Source organism: Dolichospermum sp. UHCC 0315A (assembly GCF_008121535.1).
GTDB classification, from domain to species: Bacteria; Cyanobacteriota; Cyanobacteriia; order Cyanobacteriales; family Nostocaceae; genus Dolichospermum; species Dolichospermum lemmermannii.
On sequence record NZ_CP043056.1, the window covers coordinates 382,091 to 399,188 of the forward strand.

At 38.0% G+C, this 17,098-nt stretch carries 11 protein-coding genes; 6 read left to right on the top strand and 5 right to left on the bottom strand.

Translation table 11 applies throughout. From position 1 onward, the window contains the following. Positions 1-51: 51 nt before the first annotated feature. Entirely contained in the window at positions 52-1,341 is a 1,290-nt protein-coding gene (locus BMF77_RS01855; protein WP_148766739.1) for a homoserine dehydrogenase, read from the top strand. A 368-nt stretch (positions 1,342-1,709) separates the two neighbouring features. Here BMF77_RS01855 and BMF77_RS01860 read toward each other — a convergent pair whose 3' ends face one another. Both BMF77_RS01860 and BMF77_RS01865 read right to left on the bottom strand, forming a co-directional pair. After that, entirely contained in the window at positions 1,710-5,297 is a 3,588-nt protein-coding gene (locus BMF77_RS01860) for a DUF4347 domain-containing protein (protein ID WP_148760194.1), read from the bottom strand. 376 nt (positions 5,298-5,673) lie between these two features. Next, positions 5,674-6,111: a CAAD domain-containing protein gene (locus BMF77_RS01865; protein ID WP_148766741.1), complete on the bottom strand. Its 438-nt coding sequence runs from the start codon at positions 6,109-6,111 to the stop codon at positions 5,674-5,676. A 476-nt stretch (positions 6,112-6,587) separates the two neighbouring features. Between BMF77_RS01865 and pcrA the strand changes: the two genes are divergently transcribed. The 3 genes from pcrA to BMF77_RS01880 all read left to right on the top strand — a co-directional run bounded on the left by pcrA (position 6,588) and on the right by BMF77_RS01880 (position 12,558). Then, the gene (gene pcrA / locus BMF77_RS01870) at positions 6,588-8,915 is read left to right on the top strand and encodes a DNA helicase PcrA (RefSeq protein ID WP_148760197.1); all 2,328 of its coding nucleotides are present in this window, start codon (positions 6,588-6,590) and stop codon (positions 8,913-8,915) included. 593 nt (positions 8,916-9,508) lie between these two features. Beyond that, positions 9,509-12,322, top strand: a complete 2,814-nt coding sequence (hpsA, locus tag BMF77_RS01875; protein WP_148760199.1) for a hormogonium polysaccharide biosynthesis protein HpsA — start codon at positions 9,509-9,511, stop codon at positions 12,320-12,322. Between the two features lie 8 nt (positions 12,323-12,330). Beyond that, positions 12,331-12,558, top strand: a complete 228-nt coding sequence (locus BMF77_RS01880) for a hypothetical protein (RefSeq protein ID WP_210422281.1) — start codon at positions 12,331-12,333, stop codon at positions 12,556-12,558. A gap of 90 nt (positions 12,559-12,648) precedes the next feature. On the opposite strand, the gene BMF77_RS01885 is transcribed toward BMF77_RS01880, so the two are convergent. Further along, positions 12,649-12,981 carry a hypothetical protein gene (locus BMF77_RS01885; protein ID WP_148760201.1) on the bottom strand — a complete coding sequence of 111 codons (333 nt, stop codon included), beginning with the start codon at positions 12,979-12,981 and terminating at the stop codon, positions 12,649-12,651. Positions 12,982-13,414: 433 nt separating this feature from the next. Between BMF77_RS01885 and BMF77_RS01890 the strand changes: the two genes are divergently transcribed. Continuing rightward, positions 13,415-14,017: a triacylglycerol lipase gene (locus BMF77_RS01890; protein ID WP_148760203.1), complete on the top strand. Its 603-nt coding sequence runs from the start codon at positions 13,415-13,417 to the stop codon at positions 14,015-14,017. Between the two features lie 187 nt (positions 14,018-14,204). Here the strand turns inward: BMF77_RS01890 and BMF77_RS01895 are convergent, their stop codons facing one another. Further along, complete coding sequence (locus BMF77_RS01895) at positions 14,205-14,636, bottom strand: VOC family protein (protein ID WP_015080209.1); 432 nt, start codon at positions 14,634-14,636, stop codon at positions 14,205-14,207. 57 nt (positions 14,637-14,693) lie between these two features. On the opposite strand from BMF77_RS01895, the gene BMF77_RS01900 reads away from it, so the two are divergent. Next, positions 14,694-15,452, top strand: a complete 759-nt coding sequence (locus tag BMF77_RS01900) for a TIGR00297 family protein (protein ID WP_148760205.1) — start codon at positions 14,694-14,696, stop codon at positions 15,450-15,452. A gap of 156 nt (positions 15,453-15,608) precedes the next feature. On the opposite strand, the gene BMF77_RS01905 is transcribed toward BMF77_RS01900, so the two are convergent. Further along, positions 15,609-17,057: a glycoside hydrolase 100 family protein gene (locus BMF77_RS01905; RefSeq protein ID WP_148760207.1), complete on the bottom strand. Its 1,449-nt coding sequence runs from the start codon at positions 17,055-17,057 to the stop codon at positions 15,609-15,611. Between the last annotated feature and the right edge of the window lie 41 nt (positions 17,058-17,098).

Sequence of the window (17,098 nt, forward strand, 5' to 3'; positions counted from 1 at the left end):
ATGGCTCTGCCTACAATTGTTTTATGTAAATTTCATGTGGGTGCAAAATCTGTGGCTGTTAAATTAGGAATACTTGGATTAGGTACAGTCGGAACGGGGACAGTTCAATTGTTGCAAGACAAAGTAGGTCGTCATCCGCTGTTACAGGAAATTGAAATATATCGGGTGGGTGTGCGATCGCTCACGAAACCCAGAGCTGTAGAATTATCATCAGAGGTGATAACTACGGATTTAGAAGCCATTGTTAATGATCCAGCCGTAGATATAGTTGTAGAGTTAATGGGGGGATTAGAACCCGCCCGCACACTCATGTTGGCAGCTATTAAAAATGGTAAGCACGTAATTACCGCCAATAAAGCCGTAATTTCTCGATTTGGTGCAGAAATCTTCACCGCTGCTAATGAAGCAGGTGTCTATGTGCTGCTAGAAGCTGCCGTTGGTGGCGGTATTCCTGTAATTCAACCCCTGAAACAATCTTTAAGCGTTAATCGCATTAGCGCTATCATGGGCATTGTCAATGGCACAACCAACTATATCCTCACCAGGATGCAAACAGAAGGTAGTGAATTTGATCATGTCTTAGCAGATGCTCAAAAATTGGGTTATGCTGAAGCTGACCCCACAGCGGATGTGGATGGTTTAGATGCCGGGGATAAAATTGCTATTTTGGCATCTTTAGGATTTGACGGGCGAATCAATCGGGAAGATGTCCATTGTGAAGGAATTCGTCAAGTTACAAAAACAGATATTGCCTATGCTGCTAAATTAGGATTCGTAATTAAATTACTAGGAATAGCTCAACATTTAGATGAAGATAACTCCCAACTTTCCGTGAGAGTTCATCCTACCCTAGTTCCCCACAGCCACCCTTTAGCTAGTATTAACGGTGTTTACAATGCTATTCTGATTGAGGGAGAACCGATAGGACAAGTGATGTTATTCGGTCCTGGGGCTGGGGCTGGGGCTACCGCCAGTGCTGTATCATCAGATATCTTAAATCTTGTTGCTACCCTCAAAACCAATACTACGAAACCAAATTCTCTCCTCGCTTGTAGACATCAACATTACTCGCAAATTACCCCCATTACCGAGTTAATAACCCGGTTTTATGCCCGTTTCCTCAGCAAAGATCAAGCGGGAGTCATTGGGAGATTGGGAACTTGTTTTGGCAATTATGGCGTGAGTTTAGAGTCAGTAGTCCAAACTGGCTTTCAGGGAGAACTAGCCGAGATTGTCGTTGTTACCCACAATGTCCGGGAAGGGGACTTTAGAGGAGCTTTGGCAGAAATTCAAGCAATGGAATCAATAGACAGTATTCCCAGCGTATTACGAGTGCTTTGAAACATAAAAACATCAAAATATCCCCGACTTCTTTGAGAAGTCGGGGATATTGTCATTCTATTATTAATTAACAACAAGATAGTTCTTCCTTATCAAGTTCATCATAACATTTTTAAAATTGTTTGTCAACACCATAAAATCACTTTTTTCCCGTTGGCGTTTTTGCGTTTTTTAGCGAAACATTATGGGGTGATGATGTATACTTAACACGGCTTAATAATTTGATTTAAGTGGGTAGGGGTTTAGCAGTGCTAAACTCCTACAAATCTAGGTTTTTCGTAATTTTGTAAAAGTCCATGTCTCAACCGTGTTTAGTATAAATCAGGAAGACAGAGAATTGATTCCCTGTCTTCTAGCTAAAGTTCGTTTTAATTGAACAAGAAAGCACCACCAAAGAGGTTGATATTCGTATTGGCGCTGGTAAATCCAGATGTCCCTGATAAGGTCACTAATAACTGACCAGTACCAAAACCAGTATTACCACCAATACCATCACCAATTCGGACTTCTGTATTTGCACCCAATGTAACCACATCAAGATTGGCAATACCTGTAAAATTCAGTTTATCGCCACCGTCACCACGCACAAATTGATAAACTGTGTCTGTACCATCACCAGAAGCATAGTTAACATTATCCACAGCATTATCATTTAAACCTAAATACAGGGTATCGTTACCTAAACCACCATTGAAGGTATCACCATTTGCACCACCGATGAGGATATCGTTACCAATAGTGCCTGTTAGGGTCAGACTAGAAGGATTACCGATTTTGCCATCACCATTAGCATCTATACCAAATTTAGTTTCTTGAGTTAAAGCTTCCGCCGAATTCAATCCCCAATTTCCCTCAGAAGAAACCCAATTCCAGTTACTATCTAAATGCCAGATATGTAGGAAGTTTCCAGCCACATTTTTCCAAAGAACTTGATTAACTCCACTGACGGTTTCTGCTACTTGATTAATTACACTGACGGTTTCTGCGGCTAGAGTTTGCCATCCTGAACCGTAGATATCTTGGGAGATTTGTTGTCCACCATTTTTGATAGCGGTTGGGGTATTTGTTCCGATTTGGGTAAAGTATTTATTGGCTGCATCTTTCAGAAAGGTGGTATTACCTGCTGATTCTATAATTGCATAGCCAATTTTGCCATCACCATTAGCATCTATACCAAAAACAGTTTCTTGAGTTAAAGCATCAGCAGAATTTAATCCAAATTGTCCCTCAGAAGAAACCCAATTCCAGTTACTATCTAAATGCCAAATATGCAGGAAGTTTCCATCAGTATTTTTCCAAAGAACTTGATTATCGCCATTAACTGTTTCTGCGGCTAGAGTTTGCCATCCTGAACCGTAGATATCTTGGGAGATTTGTTGTCCGCCAGCTTTAATAGCAATTGGAGTAGCTGTTCCGACTTGGGTAAAGTATTTATTGGTTGCATCTTTAAGAAAGGTAGTATTACCTGCTGATTCTATAATTGCATAGCCAATTTTGCCATCACCATTAGCATCTATACCAAAAACAGTTTCTTGAGTTAAAGTTTCCGCCGAATTCAATCCCCAATTTCCCTCAGAAGAAACCCAATTCCAGTTACTATCTAAATGCCAGATATGTAGGAAGTTTCCAGCCACATTTTTCCAAAGAACTTGATTAACTCCACTGACGGTTTCTGCTACTTGATTAACTACACTGACGGTTTCTGCGGCTAGAGTTTGCCATCCTGAACCGTAGATATTTTGGTAGATTTGTTGTCCACCATTTTTGATAGCGATTGGGGTATTTGTGCCGATTTGGGTAAAGTATTTGTTTGTTGAATCTTTGACTAATTTGGTATTACCTACTGCTTCAATTGCAGTGTAAGGATTGCCAATCACACCATCACCATTAGCATCTATGCCAAAATTAGTTTCTTGGGTTAAAGCATCAGCAGAATTTAATCCCCAATTTCCCTCAGAAGAAACCCAATTCCAGTTACTATCTAAATGCCAGATATGCAGGAAGTTTCCATCAGTATTTTTCCAAAGAACTTGATTATCGCCATTAACTGTTTCTGTGGCTATAGTTTGCCATCCTGAACCGTAGATATCTTGGGAGATTTGTTGTCCACCATTTTTGATAGCGACTGGGGTATTTGTTCCAATTTGGGTAAAGTAGTTGTTGGATTCGTCTTTGACTAGTTTAGTATTACCTACTGATTCAATCGCAATATATTCAGGTAAATTGCTAATATTAATAGCTAATTGTTTTTCATAACTTAACCCCCCTTGGTCTGTGGTTTTGACTCTAATGCTATAACTGTTTTTGGTTTCAAAGTCAAAGACAGAGTTGGTTTTTAATTGATTTGCGCTAATGGTAAATAAACTGTTATCAGTTGCACCTGTGCCTGTAACTAAGCTATAGGTAAAGGTGTTATTAGCATCTGGGTCTGTGGTGGTGAGATTACCAATCACTGTACCAATAATTTGGTTTTCCGCAATTGTGCTGGTGGAGAGTGTGAGATTAGTAGGTGCTTGGTTAGCAAACTCACTCACGTCTATAATTTGTAGTCCTGACCAAAAATCAGCCACATAAGTATAGTTACCGACTACTTGCACACTTATAGCATAGCCAGATGTATCATAATTGCCCTTGAGGGTAGGTCTTGTGGGGTTGCTAATGTCTATGATTTGTAGTCCTGAAATATAATCAGCTACATAGGCATAGTCACCGACTACTTGCACATCCAAAGCATAGCTAGATGTATCATAATTGCCTTGGAGTGTGGGGATAGAAGGGTTGCTAATGTCTATGATTTGTAGTCCTGAAAAATCATTAGCTACATAAGCATAGTTACCGACTACTTGCACACCTGAAGCATGATAAGTTGTATCATAATTGCCCTTGAGGGTGGGGGTTGTGGGGTTGCTAATGTCTATTATTTGTAGTCCTGAATAACCATCAGCTACATAAGCATAGTTACCGACTACTTGCACACCCCAAGCAGCACCTGATGTATCATAAGTGCCTTTGAGGGTGGGAGTAGTGGGGTTGCTAATGTCTATGATTTGTAGTCCTGAATAATCATCAGCAACATAAGCATAGTTACCGACAACTTGCACACCTAAAGCATAGCCAGATGTATCATAATTGCCCTTGAGGGTGGGGGTTGTGGGGTTGCTAATATCAATGATTTGTAGTCCTGAATCAAAATCAGCAACATAAGCATAGTTACCGACTACTTGCACACCCAAAGCATTGCCAGAAGTATTATAATTGCCTTTGAGAGTGGGAGTTAAAGGGTTGCTAATATCAATGATTTGTAGTCCTGAAGTCCAATCAGCAACATAAGCATAGTTACCGACTACTTGCACACCATAAGCATAGCCAGATGTATCATAATTGCCCACTAATGTGGGTGCAAATACTCCCTGGTAGGTGTTTACGGTTTCTGCACGAAAAACAATCTTCGATAAATAATAATGTAGAGACGTTCCATGGAACGTCTCTACATCTGTAACGGGAATATTCACCTCTAATTCCCAATTTCCCCCTAATGCTGCATTGCCGGTTTTCGTTGTAGAGGCGCTAATGCTTGCGGTTGTGATTTGATGTAATTTGTGAATAAATTCTGCCCCTGCGTCCCCGGCAGCGACGTTACAACCATATAGTAAAATATTCTGACGTTGCCAGTGTTGTAACTGTTGGGTGTAATTGTGAATATTGGTTAAGTTTAATTGACTATTGCCTAAATACAAGCATCCCGGTGAACCGTGGGAAAGGATATGGATGGTGGTGATGTGGGGATGTTGTTGTAAAATTTGGCTAATTTGCTCGATTCCGTCTTGATTTGGGGAAATAATAACTGATTTTACGCCCTCGATAATTCCTGCTTGGAGGGTGTGATAGTCGGAAACGGAGGCATCAATAAAAACAATAGTTGTCGCGGTTTGACGGAGAAAAGAGTTGTTTAACATATTTTTTTCCTTTTCACTTGGTAAATAAGCTTTCACACCTGCCCGGAAAAGTGCGTTGAAATGCACTCTGATGACATCGAAATCAAAAATTATCCTATTTCTCGAATAAATACCGCCAAAACAGTCGGTTTTAACCGACTTGAGCTATTAGACAGGGAATTAATTCCCTATGTATATGATGGTAAGATGTGTTATTTATAAACACAACCGTGATCTTTAAGTTATAAATAATCTTTTTGTGACACATACTTAGATTCACATATGTGACATACTCTAAATTCACAAAAAAACAACGAACTCTTGGCTTTGTAAAAAAGAAAAAAGATACCCGACTCTTTAAAGAAATCGGGTATCTAAAATGATCTAAATTTGTGAGTTAAGATTTAGAAGTGTGCTTACCGACAACTTGGGATTTGAGGGTGGTAATTTCCCCAGATAACTCTTGTCTGCTGGAGGCTTTGAGTAAATAGCGATAGACAAACCACACAGAATAACCAATCCCAATTAATTCAAAGGTAGGTGCTACTAAAGGAACATCATTAAGAGCATCTAATACAGCCAATAGTACCTTAACTGTGACTACTGCTGTCACTACTAAACCAATACTAACAATAGGTTGCTGATATTGACCAAAGAATTTACCTACATAGTCTGGTAATGTCCCCAGAAAACCGGAAATCTGTTGTCCGTATTTCAGCCACTCTTCTTGAGGCTGCATAGGAGGCTGAAGTTTTGTCAAATTCCCAGTTTGGGTGTTAATTTCGGGTATGGTTGTTTCTTTAGACTGGGTTTCTTTAAATTCTGGTTCTTGCATTTTCGTTTCCATGATTTTGAAATTTGAGTTTCTTACCCAATAGTTTGTCAAGATAAAAATGATGGACTGTAGTGTGAGCGTCTCGCTCACGCGGGCAAGATGCCCGCACTACCAAAAACCCGTCAAAATAAATTTAACAGACTACTAGATATTTACAACCAAAAGGCTGTTAATCGGTACTTTCTCTCATTAATCAGGGTGAGAGATTAGGGATTATTGGTTTATCTTACATCTACAGTTCTTCACAGTATGACAAAACTTTACACAAAGTCTAGTAACATTAAGTTGCTAGTTAGGAAGCAAGAATAAAACTAAATAGCTTAACATTATATCAAATTTTCTCAAACTTTAGCAATTTAAGTAAATTTTTATTGTTTTTGCCCCATTATGCTGCTTTCGTTTTATTCTTTGTACTGAGTTTTACCCTTACCGATTAACCCGATAACAAATTGTCCTTTTCATCATTTTTATAGTTTATGACCACAAATATTGATTTCCTGAGTCATCTTAACCCTAGTCAACGTCAAGCCGTAGAACACCACTGCGGACCATTGTTGGTGGTTGCTGGCGCTGGTTCAGGGAAAACCCGGGCGCTTACTTACCGCATTGCTAATTTGATTCTCAAACATGGTGTTAATCCTGAAAATATTCTTGCGGTGACGTTTACTAACAAAGCCGCTAGGGAAATGAAGGACAGAATTCAAAGGATATTTGCTGAACAATTAGCCATATCGCAACATGGTAAAAAGTTTGATTTGCTGACAGAATATCAACAAAGCTTACTAAAATCAGAGGTTTACCGCACTAAAATTAAAGATATGTGGTGTGGAACTTTTCACAGTTTATTTTCACGGATTCTGCGATTTGATATCGAAAAATATCAAGATGAAAAAGGCAGAAAATGGGATAAAAACTTTTCTATCTTTGATGAATCCGATGTGCAAAGTGTAATTAAAGAAATAGTTACTAAAGATTTAAATTTAGATAGTAAGAAATTTGAACCGAAGTCTGTACGCTACGCCATTAGTAATGCCAAAAATCAAGGACTTTCTCCCCAACAATTTGAAAGCGAACAGCCCAATTATCGCGGTAGAATCATAGCTGATGTCTATAATCGCTATCAGGATAAACTTTCCCAAAATAACGCTTTAGATTTTGATGATTTAATTTTAATTCCGACGAGATTATTTCAACAAAATGAAAAAGTTCTAAGTTATTGGTATCGGAAATTTTGTCATATTCTAGTTGATGAATATCAAGATACCAACAGGACTCAATATGATTTAATTCAGCTTTTGGTCACAAATGGAGAAAGCCGTAAAAGTGAATGGAAATGGCAAAATCGGTCTGTGTTTGTGGTTGGTGATGCTGACCAGTCAATTTACAGTTTTAGAATGGCAGATTTTACGATTTTGCTAGAATTTCAGGAGAATTTTGGCGATGGTTTGGCAGATGATGATACTCGTTCTATGGTGAAATTAGAAGAGAATTATCGTTCTTGTGAAAATATTCTCCAAGCTGCGAATGAATTAATTGAAAATAACACTCAACGCATTGATAAAATTCTCAAAGCCACAAGAGAACCAGGGGAAGCAATTTATTGTCATAAAGCTGATGAAGAAATGGCAGAAGCGGCTTTTGTGATTAACCAAATTAGAAATTTAGAAAATCAACACCCGGAATTAAATTGGGGTAACTTTGCAATTTTATATCGAACTAATGCCCAATCTCGACCTTTTGAAGAATTATTAGTAAAATATCAAATTCCTTATACGGTTGTGGGAGGAATGAAATTTTATGATCGTAAAGAAATTAAAGATGCTGTGGCATATTTAAGGGCAATTAATAACCCTGCTGATACTGTAAGTTTATTACGGGTGATTAACACACCGCGCAGGGGCATTGGTAAGGCTACTGTGGATGCTTTGGTGAATGCTTCCCAGCAATTAGGAACAACTTTATGGGAAATATTAAGTGATGAAACATCTGTAAATACTTTAGCAGGACGTTCGGCGAAAGCTGTAAATAATTTTGCAGCCATGATTTACAATCGTCAAGAACAAATCAAAGTAGTTCCCGGTTCGGAAATCTTACAAGGCATTTTAGAAGATTCTGGTTATATTAAAGAATTGCAAGATCAAGCTACAGATGAAGCTGATAATAGAATCAGTAACGTCAATGAATTGCATAATGCTATGTTGCAATTTCAAGAAGAAAATGCTGGAGAAGATATTTCTTTACAGGCATTTTTGCAAAGTGCGGCTTTGAGTTCTGATTTAGATAATTTAAAAGAAGGACAAACAGCGGTTTCTTTAATGACTTTACACGCTTCTAAAGGGTTGGAATTTCCGGTTGTCTTTTTGGTGGGTTTAGAACAGGGACTTTTTCCGGGTTATCGTTCCTTACAAGATCCTTCATTGTTAGAAGAGGAACGGCGTTTGTGTTATGTTGGTATTACTCGCGCTCAAGAACGTTTATTCTTATCCCATGCCAGAGAAAGGCGTTTATATGGGTCTAGAGAACCGGCAATGCGATCGCAATTTCTCGATGAAATACCAGCAGAATTACTGACTACCCAAAATAAAGTTACCCGGAGTTCTACTAAAACTACCTCTGCAACTCCTAGTAAACAAAGCACTTCTGGAATTTGGCAAGTCGGTGACAGAGTATTGCATAAGTCCTTTGGGCTTGGGGAAATTACCCACATTTTCGGAGAAGGGAATAAGGTTTCTGTAGCGATTAAATTCCTGAGTTTAGGACAAAAAATAGTAGACCCCAGAGTAGCGCAATTACAAAAAGTTTAATTTTGCATTAGTCCACGCAGATGGACTTTGCTTGTGTAGATGCGGTTTCTAACCGCCTATTTTGCTTGATCAATACCTTGTTCAAATCGAAAAAAGTCTTGATTTGTAGATTGGGTTGAGGTACGTATCCCTGACCGGGGGTGAAGCCATAAGCCAACAAATAGACATCTGGTGAAAATTAAATATGCGTGACTTACAACCCTTGTAGAGACGTTCCATGGAACGTCTCTACATTCTTTTCTGGAGATGTCTAATGCCTTGGGTTGCTGTTGCTTTATCAAAAATTTATATAATTATTGGTGCAATTGTCTAAGCAAGTATATATATTATCAGTATTCAGGAGAAATATAATATTTGCAGTTGAAAAATTCAGTATTTTCCAGTTTAGAACTTGGGTATCAACAATGCTATAAAAGAAATACGATGAATAGAAACAGGCAACTATTCCCATAAAACTCCAGTAGTTGCTCCCACCAATATATACTCAAAAGGGTTGGGACATGGACTTTTGTAAAATCACGAAAAACCTAGATTTGTAGGGGTTTAGCAATGCTAAACCCCTACCCGCTCAATTATTTATCAGGGAAGCAGTCATGTCTCAAAAACGTCACCCATTGAAAATAATCACAAAAAACTCCACAAGATTTATCCGGCAGTTTTTAGCAAATATAAAAAAACAACTCATTTGGTTATTGCGAACTGTTTTTAGTAGTCAAAAACAACAGCAGTCCGCAAATGCAGGTTTCGTATTGCCAACAGTGGTAATGGTATCGGTAGTAGTAGTTTTATTAACCACTGCTATCATGTTCCGCTCCTTTGAACGGGCGAAAAATGCTAGTAATGTCCGTGTCAATGAGTCTGTTATCACTGCTGCTACTCCAGCAATTGATAGAGGTAAAGCAAAAATTAGTAAATTATTGCAGGATAAAACTCTGTCGAAAACTACACCAACAGACAATGATCTGTATAATGCTCTTGTTAATAATATAGATAAATATACATTTGGTGATGAAACTAAACTAACACTATCTTTACAAGGACAACCATCACTACAAACAGCTTGGAGGTTTCCTGTTGATACTGACAGCAACGGGAGATTTGATAGCTATACCCTCTATGGTATTTATTTTAAAACTCCACCAGTGCTAAATGGTCAGTATAGCAGAGCCAGAAATGCTTTAGAAGCCAGAAATGTACCAGTAGTCAAAGGGACATTAAATGCTAATTGTGGAAGTACCAACACCAGTTTAGTAGGTAATACTGGTTGGGTGAGACAAGATAATGAAATCAAGAAAGCCTTTTTTGTTTATACCGCTGTAGCCAGAATTACTGATCCTCCCAATATTAACTATGAAGTATATAATCGTGATATCCCTAATAGTCTAGCCGGGGCTGTAGAGTATCAACAAGACAGGGTACAAACACCAACAAATAACAATGCTGTTGTTTATGACGATGATCTAGAATTAAATTCTTCTACAAATTTGAATGGTGGGGTTTTTACAAATAGTAATTTACTGGCTGCTGGAAGTGTTAGTAATATTAGTAATCTTAGATTATATCAAGTTAGTAGTAAAGCGTCTTGTTTCTATAAACCTAAAAATGCCAAAATTATTGTTGGTGGTAATTTAGCTCTGGGTAGGTTTACTGATGCAAGTGATACGGGTGGAGCAACTGTTGATTTATACCAAGGTAAAACCTCCAATGTTACTACTGGTTCTTTAACAAAATCAGTGACAAATAGTCCCAGAGATACAGCCTATAATAACCTAGCTTATATAAGGCGGATTAATAAATTAATTGATGCTCAAATTGCTGCTGATTCTACAGGTGCTAATGATCCAACAGAAGTTAACAACGGACTTGCACTCAAACAAACAGCATTAGGAATAACTTTTAACAGTACAGAGACCACTAAATACCGTCGTCAACAATTAGAAATTTACTTTAAAAGGCGGACTCGTCGTGTACCTTATACAGAAGTTGCTGTTGGTGCTACAGAAACATATCCTAACTCATTATTACAAGGATCTGCTGATACCCTGCGTCCCATTGATAGCTGGGTTTATCCTACAGACCCAACAGACGGTAAAACAGGTGGTAGTTATACTAATCTATCACTCAACATTAGCGGAACATCCTTAGAACCCAACGTCAGCGACCCAAAAGAATTGAAGAAAAATAGCGGAAAAGAAGGACTATTGGGTGATAGAGTTCTAGTTAGTAACAATTTACCCGAACTGAGGTGGGATACAAGTAAAAATCAGTTTATTGGTTCATACACTGAGGATACCCAAGATATTACTGGCATTACATGGGATTTACCAAGTGGTACTACTCAAACTCGCACACGACCCTCTTTAGTACGGAATTTAGCAGATATTGGTTCTACTGAAAGAGATGGAGACTGGGAATTAGCAGCAGCCAAAGTACCAACAAGTACCACAGGACCCGTGGGTGGTTTACGAGTTGTTACGGGGGCAGGTGTTTATTTGAGTAAAAATGATACTCCTAGTAGTATTAACAGTAACGTAAAAACAATATGGCCTGATAATGCAGTAACAATAAGTTCTACGGATACAACAACACCTTATCTAAAAATGCGGGCTACAGCAGTTTATCACTACAAGTCTACTGGCTATAATGCCCAAACGCCCAATCCTATAGCTTGTGTGAGTAGTTATTATGATCCTACTGATAATAAGAGCTACAAAAACATGAACAGTTTACCAAGTGCTTCTAATCTTGAAAAAGACAAAGATGGTAAATCTAATAGGGGTATAGTTTATCCTGCACCCACTAGGACGGAAAGTTATTATTCTTCAGTCTTGACATATCTATCTGAGTTAAAGTATAATAATATACGTTTGATAGATGATGGATTACTAGCTAGAGCATTAGCAAAAAAACTAGCACCAACAAATAGAACTATATCAGAGCAGTCTGCCATTGATGCTCAGATTTGCGCTCTACAAATTCTAGATGGTAGTCTTAGTCCTGTCAGTAATAATCCCGTTATTCCCCATGGTGCAATTTTTGAAACCTTCTTTTCTGACCAGAGAGAAACTCAAAAAGTTCGCGCTACAGTTTTAGACTTGAATCTACTACGGACAAAAACCATTGGTAGTTCAGAATATTTATTACCCAATAGCGGTATTATTTACGCGACTCGTGATGATGCTTTACCAGATATCAGTGCGGGTAATACCGACGCTGAAAAACTTGAAAGTCCTGTAGATTATGTAGATGACACCACACGCCGTCCCAGTGCAATTATACTCATTAATGGCGGGAACCTGGGGCGAACAAATAGCTACAAGGAAGAGGAAAAGGGGTTAACTTTAGCTACCAACTTACCAATAATATTCTGCAATGGGCTGTTCACGAGGAAAAGGAATCTGACCTAAATAATCCTATGATAAAGTGGAATGATTTAGATGACAGTGTGCAGTTAGATCCCAACTCAACATTAGAATTGGATAACGGTGTAAGACGAGTCCGGTTTGATGATATTGGTGGTGTGACACCTCCACTCGGCAAAATCACCCTATCTAGTAAACCTGGTGGCACAGCAAAGCGTTGTGTTATTGTTTCCACTATATTAGGCGCAATGCGAACCGCTAAAGATAACTCTTGCAATTAATTTGTATGATTGTAGCGGGCAAGATGCCCGCACCACAACATCTAGCTATTAGGATGATCAAATTTAGATGCGTAACAGCTAACTGGGTATTTAGCCTGGGGTTTTCACCTGACGGGCCATATCTAAAAAGACATTCATATTTACCCCTGGACGACGACGAGGACTATTCAGAGGAATGAGATATTTGGTGGCAAAATTGGTTTCCGTGGGGGCTGATATTTTCACGGGTTCAGGCTTAATAACTTTTACTGCTGCTGGTGTAACTTTTGGTTCAGCTTTTGGTGCTACTGTTGCTGGTGCTTGAGTAACATTAGCTTCTTCAGCTTCTTCTTTTAGCTCTAAGTAGTAGTTATTACCTTTTTTACCAAAAAGTCCGGTAATAAAACCCACGATACCCGCAATGATATTTTTGATAAAGCCCATAAAAAATGCTCCTGGTTTGAATAGTCTAGAATGTGACCGAAATTATGAAAAATCACGGGTAATATTACATTTGATTGCGTTATCTGCGGCCAATTATTAGACATACTGCTTGCTAATTCAAAGCCTACATTTACTACTAGCACCGCAGGGCGGAATTAAAAATTAACAATTAAAAATTAAAAAGCAGATTGTATAAGCTTTTTAGGGACTTTTAATGGTTATCTTACTTACGCTGTACTGTACTAGTAATTATTTTTAGGTTTTTTATTTTAACAACGGTATCCGGTAAATAACGCAAATTAATTATTAAATCTTATTATAACTATAAGATTATGAGAACTTATTTAATAAATCTTAATAATTTTTCGGCAGTCACCAATCTGGTATATTTTGTATATTTTCGATTACAATACTGAGATAAATAATCAAGATTATGGCAACAAAACAGCAAAATCCCGTTTTATTAGTGCATGGGATTAACGATACTGGGGCAGTTTTCAATAAAATGGCATCTTATCTCAGAGAACAAGGTTTGTCTGTGCATACGGTGGATTTAGTCCCTAATAATGGTGCTGAGGTTCTGGATAAATTAGCGCAGCAGGTAGCTAATTATATAGCTACTACCTTTGAAGCAGAACAACCATTTGACTTAGTTGGTTTTAGCATGGGTGGTCTTGTTAGCCGTTATTATATTCAGCGGTTGGGGGGAATAGATAGAGTCCAGCGATTTATCACCATTTCTTCACCCCATAAAGGAACTATAGTTGCTTATGGTACTTGGTTAGCTGGTGCTGTGCAAATGCGTCCTAATAGTGATTTTATCAATGATTTAAATTCTGATGTCGAAATGTTAAAGCAGTTAAATTTTACATCTATTTGGACACCTTATGATTTGATGATTTTACCTGCGGAAAGTTCGCAAATTGGTATAGACAAAGAAGTAATTTTACCCGTGATATTACATCCTTTAATGTTAACAGATATTAGGGCTTTAAGAATAGTAGCAAAAGCCTTAATAGCACCACTAAAAGCATGAATTTGGGTTTACCAAAAGTGGACTAATGAAAAATCAAGGTTCTTACAGCACTTCCCGGTGTTATGAGGTACATATCTAGCGGGCAAGATGCCCGCACTACAAGAGTTTCATGATTCAACTTTGTACCTCATAAGAGCGGAAACCGCTGTATTTATACTATGAGTATATGTGGCTTATTTACTGCCCTCTAAGTTTTATCACCAATTGCAGTATATTCAGTACCTTCAAAAATTGCCTTTGGATGACAATAATACTTAAATTCCATTAAGTTATAAAAAGGGTCTTCTAAAAAGAAAGTGCGATGTTCTAGGAGAGAATCAGTAAAGCGGTTTTTTGGTTCTTCTCGAAATTTTAGATCTTTGTTTTTTGCCCTTGCTAGTAATTCTTGCCAATCTTCTTCTTTGGTAAAAATTAGGCCAAAATGTCGCGGATAAATGGCTTTTTGTGGTGTTAAAATATCCTTGGTAACATGAGCTACTAATTGATGTCCATAAAGATTGAGAATCAAAGCATGAGGGCTTTCTCTTCCGGGTATGCAGCCTAAACCGTCCACATAAAAGGCTTTGGTTTGGGGAATATCAGCAACGGGAAAAGCGAGATGAAATAAAATTTTGTTCATAGATCGAGCAGTTATATCTGATAATATTATGGCAAAAATACTCATAATTTAGCAGCCATGTTGTCTTTGATTGATTCTTTAAATCCCTGGTTAATGGGATTAGGCTTAAATACGATTTTACTGGGAATAGTAGCCATTATTCCGAAAAAGTTGCTCACGCCCGCAGGTATACTTAATGCTGGGTTATTGGGAATTATCATTTGGGGAACACTAGGTTGGCCAGGATATCTAGTGGTAGTGTTTTATTTTCTTGTTGGTTCTGGGGTAACACGGATTGGTATGGCCGAAAAAGAAGCCGCAGGAATTGCCGAAAAGCGTGCCGGTGCAAGAGGTCCAGAAAACGTATGGGGTTCAGCATTAATAGCGGCTTTCTGTGCGTTGGGACTGTTGTTTTTCCCTGATTTTAAATATTTACTATGTTTGGGTTATGTCGCCAGTTTTAGCACGAAACTATCTGATACTACCGCGAGTGAAGTTGGTAAAGCTTATGGTAAAAGCACCTTTTTAATTACGACATTGCAACCAGTTCCTAGAGGGACAGAAGGGGCGGTAAGTTTAGAAGGAACTCTAGCTGGTATGGTAGCATCAATAGCGATCGCACTCATTGGTTGGGGAGTAAATTTAATTAATCCTCTGGGGATAATTTGGACTGTCTTAGCTGCATTTATCGCTACCAATTTAGAAAGTGTCATTGGTGCAACTTTGCAATCTAAATATACTTGGCTTACCAATGAAGTTGTCAATATTATTAATACCTTGATTGGTGCAACTGCGGCAATTATCATGGCGTTAATTTACCAAAGTATCTTTGTTTAATTATTGACTCAACGCCAAGATTAATTGTTAAGTTTCTTTGAGGTAAGGGTTTAGCAATGCTAAACCTCTATAGGATCTAAAATTTCAATGTAAAAAAAGCCCCATATAATTATCAAGAGGCTAAAGAAAAGATATTCATTGTTAACAGATATTTGACTACATAGACAGATAAGGATCTATATTGCCAACTTCAAATTCACAGGCTCTAGAAACCACATCTGGAGGTAATTTATCAAAACTGATTAATGGTAAATAATCAGGATTATCTATGAGTTCCTTTGCTAATAAAAATCCAGCAATTGTCCAAGTTTGATATTTCCTCGCTTGTTTACCAATTAATCTCCCTTTTTTACCATCGTAATATTCTGGCCATTCATCTTCACTCAGTCTAGCTGTAGCAATTTCAATGGCTTTTTCTGCTAACTGTGGTTTTTTGGTTTTCACTGCTGCTGCTGCTAACATCCACATTAAAACAGGCCAACTTCCGGCATTATGATATGACCAAGGAATGTTTTTGGGATCACATCCTGTGACTACTCGATATTCTTCACCTTGTAAGGCAGGATAACAGATTTTAATAGGCATATCTCCTACTAAATCATCCCATCGTTTTTCAATCAGATTCATAATGGCTTGGGACTGTTCTTCAGTAGAAAGATCAGAAATCACAGCCATCAAATTTCCCAGAGTAAAGAACCGAGTATCCATTTGTGATGGTCCAACATTTCCCGCAAAATAACCACCTTTTTTCCGTAGCCATTTATCTAATTCATAATAAGGTAAAGAATCTGCATAAATATTGAAAAGATTGACCGCAGTTTTTCCGTATTCTTCACCTTTAAAGCGATAAATTGCATTCAGACGATTAATATCTATCCAATAATGCTGACGAATATGTCCACATAATAAAGGTAAGCGGTTATCAATTGCTTCGATAATATCCCCATTCCCTGTGCAAATTAGTAATTCTCTCGCAGCCCGTAAAGCCGCAAAAAATAGAACTTGAATTTCTAAAGGATGCCCATAAATCCCCATGCGTCTATCTATCATACAAGCACCGTCAGGAACTAACAGCGTGGGGTACATATCAAAACGATTGGCCAAACAGATATCCATAATTAACCTAATTCCTGTTTGGAATTCAGGTTGATAAGCTAAGGAAGAATCATTTGTAGCGACGACATAAGCCCGTAATAAAATTAGCCACCATAAACAAGAATCTACAGGTGTAACTCTAGCAATAGCGTGTTCACCAAAATCAGCTTCTAAAAATTCTTCCCCATTGGCAGAAACAACTTTGAAACTGGCTGGAATTAGCCCTCTACCGGGTTTATAGGCATCTAAGGCCTTTTCTTTCGGTTGCAACTTTAATGTTTCTTCTAGGAAATTTTTGACAATATCTGTTCTGCCTTTAATCAAAAAAATTAAAGCCGAAGAAACAAAATCTCGGATAAAACATTGGTCGTAATTTAGGGCTTCTACGGATGAATCATAAGCCGCTAGAGTTCCTACTGGCTGACCTTTGTAGTAGAGAATTGAATTCTCTAATGCAAGCCAAGCTTCATTTTCTATATTTTTACTTGTCTCTAATTTGTTTAGTTGCATTGCCAGACTAACTCCATTTGGATAGTAGATTTGTTGGGAGT